Genomic DNA, 13,056 nt, shown 5'->3' with positions numbered 1-13,056 from the left:
GAACGGATCGCCTGTCCACTCAGGCGCTTCTTCTTCGTCGGTCGCCAGGTTGTATTCCGCCTGCACTTTCGCGAGCACGCTGGCGATGCCCGATTCGAATCCGGACGCATTGCCAAAATGCTTCATCGTCCAGTTGCAGCCAGTACGATCCGCAGGCTGAAACTGCGGGCGCGGCACGACGAACTTCACGCCGTCGTCGATCGCTTCCTGCAGCTTGTGCAGTCGACGGCTCACTTCTTCCTGCAGCCGAGACGCGTTGAGAGTCTTGCGCAGCATCGGCATCTCCTCATTCCGAACACGATGTAGACGCGGGAGTCTAGCGCAATCGCGCACGCGGCCGCGACGATGCCGTTACGACTGCGGCAGCCACACCACCGTGAGCGAGCGCACCCCTTGCGCGCCCTGAATCAGCACGCCCTCGATATCCGCGGTGGCGGACGGACCCGTCACGAGCGCCGCAAAACGCGCACCGCGAAAATCGTCGCGCCGGTACGCATCCTGAAGGCCCGCGACGATCTGGGCGGGATCGAGCAGCACGATCAGATGCTGCACGATATAGCCAAGCGCGTTCACAACGTACTCGCGCTCGCTCAGCCACACGGAACCCGTCTCCGCCACGCCGAAGCGTGCGCGCACAACGCCGACGTCGACATCTTCGAGCGACATGGGTGCGGTAGCCGCAGCGATTTCGCGCGTGCCCTGCACTTCCGGCACCGCTGACGCGATCTCAGCGCGCACGCCGAAGCGTTCGTGGATCAGCGCAAGCACCGCCTCGCCCGACGCAGCCTCGGCTTCACGGCCGCCCATGAGTTTGAGCGCGGCCACGAAGCGCTCGCGCAGATCACCCGCAGGCGTGTCGAACAGCGGCACCTCGGGCAAATCGAGCGGCGCTGGCTGCGCGGCGCGCACGCGCGCGAGGAACGCTTCACGATTCGCCACGGCTGCCTCCCTTGCGGTTCTTTTTGTACCAGGCATGGAACGTCGTGTTGGGCGCTTGCGGCAGATCGCGCTGCCGCCCCCAGATGTTCAGCGGGTTATACAGCACGAAGTGCGGCAGGCGGCGCAACGCGCCGTCGATCGACCGGGTTGCCGCGCGATAAAGCGTGGGACTCGACATCAGCCGTGCCGCCATCTTGAGCACTTCCTGCTTGACGAACGGCACCTCGTGTTGCGCGGCGATCACCTGGCGCCATTGGTAAATCTGCTCGTGAATATTGATCTTCACCGGGCAGACGTTGGTGCAACTGCCGTTGAGCGTCGAAGCAAACGGCAACGCGCTGAAACGCTTCAGATCGAAGGTGGGATTGATGATCGCGCCAATCGGCCCCGCATAGGTGCTCCCATAAGAAAGCCCGCCGCTGCGCCGGTAAACCGGGCAGGTATTCATACACGCGCCGCAGCGGATGCACTTGAGCGAATACCAGAAGTCCCGCATGGCGAGCCGCTCCGAGCGGCCATGGTCGACGATGACGAAATGCAGTTGTGCGCCTTCACGCGGCGCGCGGAAGTGTGACGTGTATTGGGTGATCGGCGAGCCGAGCGCGCTGCGCGACAGCATGCGGATAAAGACGCCAAGATCCGAGATTCGCGGAATCAGCTTTTCGATGCCCATGGAGACGATGTGCAACGGCGTCATATTCGCCGAGAGATCCGCGTTGCCCTCATTCGTGCACACGACGACCGTGCCGGTCTCCGCCACGGCGAAGTTGCAGCCGGTCATGCCCGCCGTCTTCTCGCGCACGAACCATGGCCGCGTGTTCATGCGTTGACTTTCCGCGAGGTAATGAATGTCGCTGTTGTGCGGATCGGTGCCGATCGTGCGGCTGAACACTTCGGCCACATCGCCGCGAAGTTTATGAACGGCGGGCACGACGATATGGCTCGGAGGCTGCTGATCGAGCTGCTGGATGCGTTCGCCGAGATCGGTTTCCATCACCGAAATGCCGCGCGGTTCCAGATACGCGCGCATCTCGCATTCGTCGGTCAGCATCGACTTGCTCTTTACGAGGCCCGTCATGCCGCGCTCGCTGAGCAGACGGTACACGATCTCGTTGTGCTCCTCGGCGGTGTCGGCCCAGTGGACCTGCACACCGTTGGCTTCGGCATTTTTCGAAAACTGATCGAGATAGTCGGCCAGATGCGACAGCGTGTGCGCCTTGATCCCTGAGGCGAGCGTGCGCAGTGTTTCCCATTCGGCAATCGCGTGAGCCTGCACGTCGCGTTTCATGCGCAGATCCCAAAGCCGCTTGTCGTGGAATTCGACGTGCTCCGGGTGCGTGAGGAAATCCCCTGCGAGCTTCGCATGTTCGATGCGTTTCATTCCCGGGCTCCGTTGAGCACCTGCGCAATGTGGATAAATCGCACGTCGGCATTCATGCGCTCGGCGCAGCCTTGCTGATGCATGAGGCACGACATGTCGCCCGAAACGATGTATTGCGCGCCCGCGCCGATATGGTCGACAACCTTGTCCTGCCCCATGCGCACCGACACGGCTTCCTCGGTCACCGCAAACGTGCCGCCGAAACCGCAGCATTCGTCAGGGCGGTTCGGCTTCACGAACTCGATGCCCTTCACGCCCCGCAGCAGCGCGAGCGGCTTGGAGAACGGCTCGCCAGCCACCTCCGACACGGACGCCTGATTCAGGTGGCGCAGTGCGCTGCAGCTATTGTGCAGCCCGACCCGCCAGGGGAATTCGGCCCAGGGAAACTCGCGCACGCCCAGCACGTCATGGAGAAATTCGACCAGCTCCCACGTGGACGCGCGCATCCGGCGCACCTCGTCGGTCTGTTCAATCGCGGTGAGATGGTCGCGCACGTGGTTCACGCAACTCGCCGATGGCGCAACGATATGGTCGCAGCCGAGAAAGTTGCGCGCGAATACACGCTCGGCACCGGCGGCCTCGGCCTGGGCACCGGCGTTGGCCATGGGCTGGCCGCAGCAGGTCTGGTCGGGCGGATAGTCGACGTCGCAGCCGACCCGCTCCAGCAATTCGAGCGTGGCGATTGCCACCTCGGGGTAGAACACATCGATGAAGCACGGAATGAAGAGAGCGACTTTCATGCGCAGGCTGCCATCGTGAGTGGACGCGGCCATTCTACTGCCGATCCGCATCCGGACTCCAGCACCCTTACCGGCGCGCCACGCCGCGTCATGCCGCGGCGCGTCAAACGGGAAAGACATTCGCTCAGACGTTACGGCGAATGCCACGACGAGCGCGAGTTAAATGTTCATACGGGTGGTCATGTGATCCGGGATCCGCGGAAGATTCTGCTGCGTGCTCAATAACACCTCGTTGATGACGCCTGCGGCGCTTGCCGTTCGATTTGTGATTTTTATCTGGAGTACAAATAGTATTAATGTGCGCAGCGCACTTCACCGATGCAGATAACCGCTCGGCCCATTCACTTGCTTGCGGCGACGTGGAATTCACCGGCATCGTAATTGATGAATGCAGCAAGATGGCATCGCTCTGTAGCGCGCGCCGCTTCCGTTTTATTGGTTATCTAACATCAGGCACTCATCGCGCCATTGTTATTGGGAATGGACGACGAAACGCGGCGAGCGCCACGCAAGCGCAAGCGCTCGTCGCGAACATCACGCCGTGAAAGGATTACGCGCGGCGCCGCACGCAGTCCTCGGCGCAAGGCGCGACGGACACGATGCTAAACTCCGTGCTCGATACGAAGCCTGTCTGAAGCAGGCTTTCGTTGCGCCTTCTACCTCTAGACATCATGTATCTGTCCATTCTCTCGGTCAGCATCGGCGGAGCACTCGGGTCGCTCGTGCGCTGGATGCTCAGCCTGCGCCTGAACGCCGTGTTTCCGTACCTGCCGCTTGGCACGCTCGCATCCAACGTGATTGCGGGCTACATCGTCGGCGTCGCGGTCGCGTTCTTTGCGCGCGTGCCTAACCTGTCGCCCGATTGGCGCCTCTTCATCATCACGGGCCTCATGGGCGGACTCTCGACGTTCTCGACGTTCTCCGCCGAAGTCGTGTCACACCTGCAGCAGGGCCGTTACGGCTGGGCGCTGGGCGAGATCGCGATCCACGTTTGCTCCTCGCTCGTCATGACGATCCTCGGCATCGCAACCGTCGCCGCTGTGATGCGTTAAGACGTTTTTTGTCTTGATCGAGGACTCAATCGGCAGCCGCCCAAAGCGGCCACGGCGGGCATTGTTCAGGTCAGCGCAGGCCGCCGGTAGCCGCCGGGAAGGCCGCCCTTCGAGAACACCCACTGCCAGAGCTGAATGTCGCGCGAGCGGAACGCGCCCGCGCACGACAGCAGGTAGTAGCGCCACATGCGGCGGAAACGCTGCCCCATTTGCGCCTCGAAACGCGGCCACGCAGCCTCGAAGTTCGCGTGCCAGGCCATGAGCGTGCGATCGTAATCGGCGCCGAAATTGTGCAGATCTTCGGTGACGAACAGGCCGCCTGAAGCATCCGATATCTGGCCGATCGCCGGTAGCTCGCCGTTCGGAAAAATGTATTTGTCGACCCACGGATCGGGCGTCGTCTCGCGACGATTCTTGCCGATCGTGTGCAACAGGAAGAGACCGTCGTCGGCGAGACAGCGGTGCGCGACTTCCATGTACGTGCGGTAGTTTTTCGGACCGACATGCTCGAACATGCCTACGCTCGCGATGCGGTCGAAGCGCTCATCGAGCAGACGGTAATCCTGCAAACGAAACTCCACCGGCAAGCCCTTGCAACGCTCGGAGCCGAACGCGGCCTGCTCCTTCGAAATCGTCACGCCCACGCACGACACGCCGTAGCGCTCCGCCGCGAAGCACATGAGGCTGCCCCAGCCGCAACCGATGTCGAGCAGACGCATGCCCGGTTGGAGACCGAGCTTACGGCAGATCATGTCGAGCTTCGCTTCCTGTGCCTCGTCGAGGGTTTTCGCGCCGCCCGACCAGTAGCCGCACGTATAGGTCATGCGGCGGTCCAGCATGGATTCGTAGAACGCGTTGCCGAGATCGTAGTGCTGTTGCCCCACCTTCCAGGCACGGCGTGCAGTCTGGCGATTCATGAGACGCGCCTTGAGCGCGTGGAAGACGAGCCGCGCGGGGTCGATTTTTTCGTCCACATGCGCGCGCAGCGTGCGGGCAAAGAATTCGTCGAGCCGGTCGCAGTCCCACTCACCATCCATATAGGACTCGCCAAGGCCGAGATTGCCCAGCGCGAGCACCCTTTCGGGCATGTGCGGATCATGCACGCGCAGATCCCACTCGCGCGTTCCGTTGAGCTTCACATCGGCATGTGCCAGCAGGTCGGCGACGACCCGCCAGGCCGAGGAACCGGTGGCCTCGCGGGCGGGAGGTGCTGCTTCGAGGTCAGTCGTTGCCATAGGTGCTCCTGTCAAGACATTCGTCGTAGCGCTCGCTGCGAACCCTTATGATGCACCGTACCGAAAAAAGCTGCAGGAAGGCAGCCAGGCGCCTCATGCGTGGACCATAATGGACAGTTGGCAACCCATCCCGCACGCGCCGGTGCACGCGTTATCCGAGAAAATCATGGCTTACGACCCGAACAACATCTTTGCGCGCATCCTGCGCGGCGATGCACCGTGTATCAAGGTGTGCGAGAACGAGACGACGCTCGCGATCATGGACGTGATGCCCCAGGCAGACGGCCACGTACTGGTTCTGCCGAAGGTGCCTGCCGAGCAGATCTACGATCTGCCGGCAGAGGCAGGTGCGGCAGCACTGGCGATGGTGCAGCAGGTAGCGGCCGCGGTGCGTACTGCGCTCGCGCCCGAGGGATTGCTGGTCGCGCAGTTCAACGGCGCGGCAGCCGGGCAGACTGTGCCGCACGTCCATTTCCATGTGATTCCGCGGCGGGAAAACGAGCCGTTGCGTGCGCATGCACGTGAGATGGCCGACATGGCAAAACTCGAAGCCATTGCCGAGCGTATTCGCGCTGCGCTTTGATCTGGTGGTGCGGGCCGCTTCACGCCTCATCGATGTGTTATCGATCTAGCCTGGGCCCGGTCGATCAAATGCCAGGTGACTGCGCGAACGTCTCTGGCGGCGCGTGTAGCGAATGGCACGCTCACGCTTCGAATGGGTACGCGCCAGGAAACGCGGTGCTGGCGCGGGTCGGTCGCGCCCAACGGCCCGGCCCATTCCACCAGGATTCAGGATTCTGCTATAATCCGCATCCCACCGGAGAGATGGATGAGCGGTTTAAGTCGCACGCCTGGAAAGCGTGTATAGGTTAATAACCTATCGGGGGTTCGAATCCCCCTCTCTCCGCCAGGAAGCTCTTGTAAATCAAGGCTCTCAGCGTCATGGGATGCGGTTAATCACCGTCACTTCCCTTGGATTTCATTCCGGAATCGACGCAGAATCGCAGCATATCTGAAGCGAATTTTTCAACCGCTTGTCCGCCTGCATCCAGGTCTGCCTGGGGCATCCAACGCGCATAAATCCGCACCGTCGCATTCTGGTTCGAATGGCCCATCTGCCGCGCCACCCACATAGGATGCTCGCCAGCCGATAGCATCATCGAAGCGTAAGTGTGGCGCGTCTAATATGGCTTGCGGTACCGTACCTTGGCCTTCTCCACGCCCCGCGTCCGGACGATCCGGATCGGCGAATCGCAAACCCACCGTTCTCAGTTGCGCGGATCCTGGAAAATCTCTTTCCCGGCCAAGAATGCGAACGCCTTCTGCGCTTCCAGGGCGGATCGCGCAGGGGACAATAATTTCACCTCCCGCCTGCTTGACTTCGTTTTCGTGTCCTCGGGTTCATCTGCCGTCTGAGTGAGCGCACGCCGGATGATTACAACACCCTTCCTCTAGTCCAAATCATTCCAGTCAAGCGCAACCAACTCCGAAGTCCTCAAGCCAGTCCAGAACGCGAACTGTGCCATGTCACCAGCTTGCCAGGCCTTCCACAGTCAGAGCGATCGGAGCCAGGCGTTCGTTGATCCGGCCGAGGCGGAGCGTGGGTGCACGGGCCGGAACAGTGGCAATCCACGGTGCGGGCTTTGCAGTGATCGGTGCGGGTGCGATGGCGGCCGGCGCTGCAATCGGCGTTGCCGGCTGCACCTTGGCGTTCTCCGCTTCCACGGGCTTGTGCTGCTTGTGAGGCAGCGCTACTGACAGGCGCTGGAGCGACGCTGTGGCGGGAGGAGTTTGCTGGTTTGCTGGCTCACGCGTGGAATCGGCCCGGACGAGATGACATGCATCTGGCATGAACGAGGAGTAACTCTGGATGATATGGCGAGATAATCTAGCGATGCAATTACAAGGCGGATATCATCAGGCGTGGCATTAAAACTACGGGGATAAAAATGAAGAGGATTTCAGCGACATGTATTTTTGTCGCAGTTGCTTTGCTATCTGGATGCGGAAAGAATTCAAATGATGCGTCGCCGCAGGCATCGCAGCCTGCACCAACGAGCGCACCAGCGGCAGCGGAAACACAACCCACGCCGCAACTTCACAATTACGCGATGGTCGACAATGGGACCTACGGTTACGAACGCGCGCTAAACGAAGACGACATCAAGCAGGGAAAGGCTGTTAAGTCCCTAGTCATGATGCGCTATGCGGGCAACAAAAATGGAGCGTACGTCATCTTGATTCTAGGTCAGGATGCGGATAATTCGAGCGTGATTAATCGGGTAAGCTGCCAACTCCCGTGCAAGTACGCAAAATCCGAAGTTCTGACGGGAGATGAGGTTATAAGAACCGAAACCGTTCCCGCAGATCCAAGTTCCATCATGGGGGCAATGTTAGAAGACGCGGTCAACGGGCAATTGGTCCCGTATGGCCAACATAACGATAGCATCGCTGCGCCGCAGCCCGCGCCCACAACTCCAGCGCAGCAATCACCTGCACAGCAGTCTCCGGTACCGCAGAATCCTGCGCCACAGGTCGCGGCACCGCAAAACGCGGCCGCCATCGAAAGCCAAGGTCCAGCTCCAGCGTCAGATCAAACGTATCAGACAAGCTTCGACTGCTCGAAAGCACGCACTCTCTCCGAATATCTGATCTGCCATGACCCGGATCTCGCGGCATCAGACAAGGAACTCGGCGCCATTTTTCAGCAAGCCAGAGACGCCGTGACTGACAAGGCTGCATTTGCCGACCGGGCGCGAAAACAGTGGAACTACAGAGAGAAAAATTGTCACGACAAGGCTTGCCTTGTTTCGTGGTATGCGTATCAGAAGGATGTATTAAGCAAAATCGCGCAGACTGGCGATGTGAACGCCCAGCAATAAACGGCGTTGCCTCGCACTGCAACTTGTCTAACAGCACGAGGCAGGCCTTCAAAACTCTACTTCACATTTAGGCGCGCTCAATCGGCTGAGCGCCCTCACCGGAAACGGCAGGTGGTTTCGAAAGGCTTGCCACCATTTAAAGCGCACGATCGAGGGCGCCAAGGGCGGCGATCAGGATATGAGATTGAACGACCGCTCTTAGCCGTTCCGCGACATACCAACATCCTTCGCTAATTCCTTCTCCCGGATCGGGAATAAGTTCATCGCGGCGCAGTTTTCCGGGCGTGCAGAAAAAAACCCGCGCACAGCGCGGGCCCTGAGCTGAGGAGACCAGAGAGCCGGGAGGACTCTCAAGTGGAGATTAGTGCGCGGCTGAGCGACTTGCACCTATCAAAGCAGATAGGAACAACCTGTCTCTTCAGGCAAACGGGCGGTGCGTCGAGCCGTACCACGGGATACAGCCGACTATTAGCCACTGGACGCGATGCACGATCGGCAGCAATTGCTCGCGCAACCATTGCGCCAACGACTGCAAACCGCCTATCGAAACTCGCCGGGCGAACTCGTATGTTTGTGAATGTGCTTCAGACTTCCATCCCAATCCGGGGCATCGACGTCCAGATAGACCGCCACATCGGGATGGTTATTGAACAGACCGTCGCGCAGCGCCTGACCGATTGCGGCTCGAACTATCGCTTCCCCGTCCTTAAAAGCCTTTTCGACAGCCACGCTCCGCTGGACATCGAAGCCGATCGGACGAATTTTCGACCCGAGCCGGGTGAGCACCACAGACGGCATGGAGCCACAAACGACCATTGCGTGATATTTCGCCGGCCCTTTATCCAGGCCCGGCGGGGAAAAGGTGAACTCGAGGATTTCCAACTCAACTCTGGCCATGCTGACCTCCTTCCAGTGAGTCGATCCTAGCACGACCTCAACGCTTCAATCGGAGTCGAGCATGAGTAATCCGCGTATTTTCCAGCTCCGCAAAATCACGGGGATTTTCGCAGCAGATTACCCGGCCCCGCCTACGCCAAACCACGAATCATCTTCTTCAGCAGATTCGTTCGAGTCGCCGCCAAGGCCACGATAAACATCACGCACGAACTCGTCGGCAACCTGGTCCCACTCCGGCGTTCCGAATTGAACTTCGTCTGGATTCTTCTTGCCTTGTGCACGGCGAATCACAGACACGCATGCTTCGATTATCCGAACCATAGTCCACTCTCCTCCCTTGCTAGAGAAATCCTCTTTTTGTTCTTCCATAACTGAATTGTCGGCAAACGTTTGCCGAACTTTAGTGGGAACCAGACAATTGCAAGAGAAAGGGATCGCAGCGAACAGGCCGGCTGCCGCACCCGATAAACATCACGGGTGACGGATATAGTCCACCAGTGCAACCGTATACGCATCCGGCCGCCGGTCCAGCAAGCTCACGGCAATCGCCACGAGAAATCCCGCAGGCACGCCGAATACGCCGGAGCTGATCGGCTCGATGCCGAACCAGTGGCCGCCTTCGAAACCGGTGAGCTCCGTGAAGAACGGATACGTCGCCACGATGTAGTAGACGCACACGCCGAGTCCCGCAATCATCCCCGCCACCGCGCCCAGCCGCGTGGTGCGTTTCCAGAACACGCCCAGCACCAGCACAGGAAAAAGACTCGACGCCGCCAGCGAAAACGCAGCGCCCACGAGGAACAGGATATTCCCCGTGTTGAGCGACGCCACCCACGAAGCAAACAGCGCCACCCCGAGCAGCAGGATCTTCGACATCGTCACGCGCAACTGGCTCGACGCTTCAGGGTCGATCATGTGGTAATACACGTCGTGCGAAAGCACGTTCGAGATCGTGAGCAGCAGGCCATCCGCCGTCGAGAGCGCCGCGGCCAGCGCACCCGCTGCAATAAGTCCCGACATCACATACGGCAGTCCCGCAATCTCCGGCGCCGCAAGCACCACCATGTCCGGCTGCATGTTGATATCGCCCCAGTGCACGATGCCGTCGCCGTTCACGTCCGCGATATTGATGAGATAAGGCTCGACGCGCCGCCATTGCATGACCCAATGCGGCAGGTCGTCGAAGTGCTGCCCCACCAGATGCCCGAGAATCTCGTACTTGATCAGCACAGCAAGCGCCGGCACGGTCAGATAGAACAGCGCGACGAAAAAGAGCGTCCATCCCACGGAGCGCCGTGCCGACCCGACCGACGTCGTCGTGTTGTAGCGCGTCAGGATGTGCGGCAGGCTCGCCGTGCCGAGCGACAGGCACAGCAGCAGTGAGAGGAAATTGCGTTTGTGAATGCGTCGTGCCGCTTCGTCGGCGGCGGGGAACGGCTCACGCATCGGCACCGGCGTCGCCGCGCGCGCCAGCAAATCATCGCGCTCCTGCGCCCACACGACGCGCGCCGCTTCGGCGTCGTGCGGGAACGACGCGATCTGGCGCTCGAGCGAGTCGATGTCACGCAGCGGTCCGTTGCGGCGGCGCAGATCGTCGAGTGTATTGGCGAGGCGCGCTTTCTCGTCGACGTACGACTGGGGCAGCGCGTCGAGCCGCGACTGCCACAGCGCTGCCCTGCTCTGGAATGCTTCGCGCACGCGTTGTTCGGCGCCGTCGTCGCGCACGTTGCCCTCGAGCGTTTCCATGCGTTGCATCAGACGCCCGTAGTTCAATTGCGGCAGCCACCCCAGCCCGTCGCGATGCGCGATCATCGAAACCGGAATCAGGATCGCGGAGATCAGGATGATGTACTGCGCAACCTGCGTCCACGTCACCGCACGCATGCCGCCGAGAAACGAGCACACCAGGATGCCGGCAAGCCCGCAGAAAATGCCGATGGCGAAATCCACGCCGATGAAGCGCATCGCAATGAGCCCCACGCCCTGAATCTGCGCGACGAGATAGACGAACGAGCAGATGATCGTCGCAAGCACCGCCAGCGCGCGCACGAGGTTGCTCGAAAAACGCGTGCCGAGAAAGTCGGCGATCGTATAGCGTGCAAGCTTGCGCACATAGGGCGCGAGGAGGAACGCGGTGAGGCAATAGCCGCCGGTCCAGCCCATCATGTAGGCCAGCCCGTCGTAGCCGCTCGCATAGAGCGAGCCCGCGAGGCCGATGAACGACGCGGCCGAGAGCCAGTCCGCCGCGGTCGCCATGCCGTTGAAGAACGACGGTACGCGTCGCCCGGCAACGTAGTATTCGACGAGATCGGATGTGCGCGAAAGCAGTCCGATCACGGCATAGACCGCGATCGGCACGAACAGGAAGACGTAGCCGATCCACATGCCGGGACCGGTCGTCAGCTCGATGCGCCACATCAGGTACACGAACGCGAGAAAGCCGAGCGTATAGAACGCATACGATCGGAGCAGCCGGTGCGCAAGCTTCATCGTTGCTGCGCCTTGCTGGCCTCTCTGATCGCCTGGTCGGCTTCGCGCGCGGCTTGCAGCACGCCGTCGGCGTACTGCATCAGCACGATATAGACGCCGATAAGCAGCACGTACACGATGATGGCCCCCTGCGCGCCAAGAAAGAACGGCAGGCTGAAGCCCGCGAAATGCACGTTATCGAGCTCGCGCGCATAGAGCGGCACGACGAAGGAGACGAGGAAGCCGACCGTCATGAGCGCGGCGATCGCCGTTAAGTTGAAACGCCAGTAGCGCCGATGCGCGAGCGCCATCGCCTCGCTCACCGACGGGGGCTCAGGTACGGGATTGATATTGTTCGCGGATGAGGTCTGTTGCGCAGCCATGCGCCTGTTTAACAAAAACGCGCATGACCGGCAATCGGGATCGACCGCTATAGACGGACAGCGCGGCGCTTGTCAAAGGCGCCGCGCTGCCGGTGGAGGTTGATGCAAACCGCCTGGAATCGCTTACAGGCTTATACGCCTACAGCCTTTGAGCCTTAAAGCGATTCACCGAGCTGATCGAGGATCGCGGGATTCTCAAGCGTCGAAACGTCCTGCGTGATCGCCTCGCCCTTCGCGAGCGAGCGCAGCAGGCGCCGCATGATCTTGCCCGAGCGCGTCTTCGGCAGATTCTCACCGAAGCGGATGTCGCGCGGCTTCGCGATCGGTCCGATCTCCTTGGCCACCCACGCACGCAGATCGCTGGCGAGCTTCACCGCGTCGTCGCCGTGCGGACGTGTGCCCTTGAGCACCACGAACGCCACCACCGCTTCGCCCGTCGTGTCGTCCGGACGGCCCACCACCGCAGCCTCGGCCACGAGCGGATTCGCGACCAGCGCCGACTCGATTTCCATCGTGCCCAGGCGGTGTCCCGAGACGTTCAGCACGTCGTCGATACGGCCCATGATCGTGAAGTAGCCCGTGTCCTTGTCGCGCACGCTGCCGTCGCCCGCCAGGTAGAGCCGCCCGCCCAGTTCCTCGGGGAAATAGCCCGTGCGGTAACGATCGGGATTGCCCCACACGTTGCGGATCATCGCCGGCCACGGGCGCTTCACGACGAGGATGCCGCCCTGCCCGTTCGGCACGTCCTGGCCCGTTTCGTCGACGATCGCCGCCATGATGCCCGGCAGCGGCAGCGTGCACGAGCCCGGTACCAGCGGCGTCGCGCCCGGCAGCGGCGTGATCATGTGGCCGCCCGTCTCGGTCTGCCACCACGTGTCGACGATCGGGCAGCGCGCGCCGCCCACGTTCTCGTAGTACCACATCCACGCTTCCGGATTGATCGGCTCGCCGACCGTGCCGAGAATGCGCAGCGACGACAGGTCGTAGCTCTTCGGATGCACCTTCGCATCGGCTTCCGACGCCTTGATCAGCGAGCGGATCGCCGTGGGCGCCGTGTAGAACACGCTCACCTTGTGCT

Annotated in this window: 15 protein-coding genes, 1 tRNA gene and 1 pseudogene; 5 read left to right on the top strand and 12 right to left on the bottom strand. The window is 61.2% G+C overall.

Going from position 1 to position 13,056, the window contains the following annotated elements:
- The 4 genes and pseudogenes from Q0L30_RS20240 to Q0L30_RS20225 all read right to left on the bottom strand — a co-directional run.
- Window positions 1-276: pseudogene (locus tag Q0L30_RS20240) on the bottom strand (hypothetical protein); the annotation flags it as partial.
- 75 nt (window positions 277-351) lie between these two features.
- Window positions 352-939, bottom strand: a complete 588-nt coding sequence (locus Q0L30_RS20235) for an LUD domain-containing protein (protein WP_296660337.1) — start codon at window positions 937-939, stop codon at window positions 352-354.
- On the bottom strand, window positions 926-2,320 hold the full coding sequence (locus Q0L30_RS20230; RefSeq protein ID WP_296660334.1) for a lactate utilization protein B: 1,395 nt from the start codon (window positions 2,318-2,320) through the stop codon (window positions 926-928). The genes Q0L30_RS20235 and Q0L30_RS20230 overlap by 14 nt, the downstream gene beginning before the upstream one ends.
- Window positions 2,317-3,060, bottom strand: coding sequence for a (Fe-S)-binding protein (locus tag Q0L30_RS20225; RefSeq protein ID WP_296660331.1), 744 nt, complete (start codon window positions 3,058-3,060; stop codon window positions 2,317-2,319). Before Q0L30_RS20225 ends, Q0L30_RS20230 begins: the two co-directional genes overlap by 4 nt.
- Window positions 3,061-3,356: 296 nt before the next feature.
- Here Q0L30_RS20225 and Q0L30_RS20220 point away from each other — a divergent pair, with 296 nt between their 5' ends.
- Window positions 3,357-3,605 carry a hypothetical protein gene (locus Q0L30_RS20220; protein WP_296660328.1) on the top strand — a complete coding sequence of 83 codons (249 nt, stop codon included), beginning with the start codon at window positions 3,357-3,359 and terminating at the stop codon, window positions 3,603-3,605.
- Between the two features lie 126 nt (window positions 3,606-3,731).
- The gene (gene crcB / locus Q0L30_RS20215; protein WP_296660326.1) at window positions 3,732-4,112 is read left to right on the top strand and encodes a fluoride efflux transporter CrcB; all 381 of its coding nucleotides are present in this window, start codon (window positions 3,732-3,734) and stop codon (window positions 4,110-4,112) included.
- A 65-nt stretch (window positions 4,113-4,177) separates the two neighbouring features.
- Here crcB and cfa read toward each other — a convergent pair whose 3' ends face one another.
- On the bottom strand, window positions 4,178-5,347 hold the full coding sequence (gene cfa / locus Q0L30_RS20210) for a cyclopropane fatty acyl phospholipid synthase (protein ID WP_296660323.1): 1,170 nt from the start codon (window positions 5,345-5,347) through the stop codon (window positions 4,178-4,180).
- Between the two features lie 166 nt (window positions 5,348-5,513).
- On the opposite strand from cfa, the gene Q0L30_RS20205 reads away from it, so the two are divergent.
- Both Q0L30_RS20205 and Q0L30_RS20200 read left to right on the top strand, forming a co-directional pair.
- Window positions 5,514-5,930 carry an HIT family protein gene (locus Q0L30_RS20205; RefSeq protein ID WP_296660321.1) on the top strand — a complete coding sequence of 139 codons (417 nt, stop codon included), beginning with the start codon at window positions 5,514-5,516 and terminating at the stop codon, window positions 5,928-5,930.
- Window positions 5,931-6,166: 236 nt separating this feature from the next.
- Window positions 6,167-6,257, top strand: a tRNA-Ser gene (locus tag Q0L30_RS20200).
- 43 nt (window positions 6,258-6,300) lie between these two features.
- Here Q0L30_RS20200 and Q0L30_RS20195 read toward each other — a convergent pair.
- Together Q0L30_RS20195 and Q0L30_RS20190 are read right to left on the bottom strand one after the other, a co-directional pair.
- Window positions 6,301-6,462 carry a hypothetical protein gene (locus Q0L30_RS20195; protein WP_296660319.1) on the bottom strand — a complete coding sequence of 54 codons (162 nt, stop codon included), beginning with the start codon at window positions 6,460-6,462 and terminating at the stop codon, window positions 6,301-6,303.
- Between the two features lie 412 nt (window positions 6,463-6,874).
- Window positions 6,875-7,072, bottom strand: coding sequence for a hypothetical protein (locus tag Q0L30_RS20190; RefSeq protein WP_296660317.1), 198 nt, complete (start codon window positions 7,070-7,072; stop codon window positions 6,875-6,877).
- 386 nt (window positions 7,073-7,458) lie between these two features.
- On the opposite strand from Q0L30_RS20190, the gene Q0L30_RS20185 reads away from it, so the two are divergent.
- Window positions 7,459-8,229 (top strand): hypothetical protein, encoded by a 771-nt coding sequence (locus tag Q0L30_RS20185; RefSeq protein WP_296660358.1) that lies wholly within the window; start codon window positions 7,459-7,461, stop codon window positions 8,227-8,229.
- Window positions 8,230-8,769: 540 nt separating this feature from the next.
- Here Q0L30_RS20185 and Q0L30_RS20180 read toward each other — a convergent pair.
- The 5 genes from Q0L30_RS20180 to Q0L30_RS20160 all read right to left on the bottom strand — a co-directional run.
- A complete protein-coding gene (locus Q0L30_RS20180) occupies window positions 8,770-9,126 on the bottom strand; it encodes a hypothetical protein (RefSeq protein WP_296660314.1) in 357 nt (118 codons plus the stop codon).
- Window positions 9,127-9,243: 117 nt separating this feature from the next.
- The gene (locus Q0L30_RS20175; protein WP_296660312.1) at window positions 9,244-9,495 is read right to left on the bottom strand and encodes a hypothetical protein; all 252 of its coding nucleotides are present in this window, start codon (window positions 9,493-9,495) and stop codon (window positions 9,244-9,246) included.
- 102 nt (window positions 9,496-9,597) lie between these two features.
- The gene (locus Q0L30_RS20170) at window positions 9,598-11,616 is read right to left on the bottom strand and encodes a sodium:solute symporter family protein (protein ID WP_296660310.1); all 2,019 of its coding nucleotides are present in this window, start codon (window positions 11,614-11,616) and stop codon (window positions 9,598-9,600) included.
- A complete protein-coding gene (locus tag Q0L30_RS20165) occupies window positions 11,613-11,978 on the bottom strand; it encodes a DUF4212 domain-containing protein (protein ID WP_296660308.1) in 366 nt (121 codons plus the stop codon). Before Q0L30_RS20165 ends, Q0L30_RS20170 begins: the two co-directional genes overlap by 4 nt.
- 155 nt (window positions 11,979-12,133) lie before the next feature.
- The coding region (locus tag Q0L30_RS20160; protein ID WP_296660306.1) for an AMP-binding protein at window positions 12,134-13,056 on the bottom strand (923 nt) is incomplete at its 5' end.

Source organism: Paraburkholderia sp., assembly GCF_024281035.1.
In the GTDB taxonomy this organism is placed as follows: Bacteria; Pseudomonadota; Gammaproteobacteria; order Burkholderiales; family Burkholderiaceae; genus Paraburkholderia.
The sequence above is the reverse complement of the archived record's forward strand: the minus strand, read 5'-3'. Positions and strand labels throughout refer to the sequence as shown.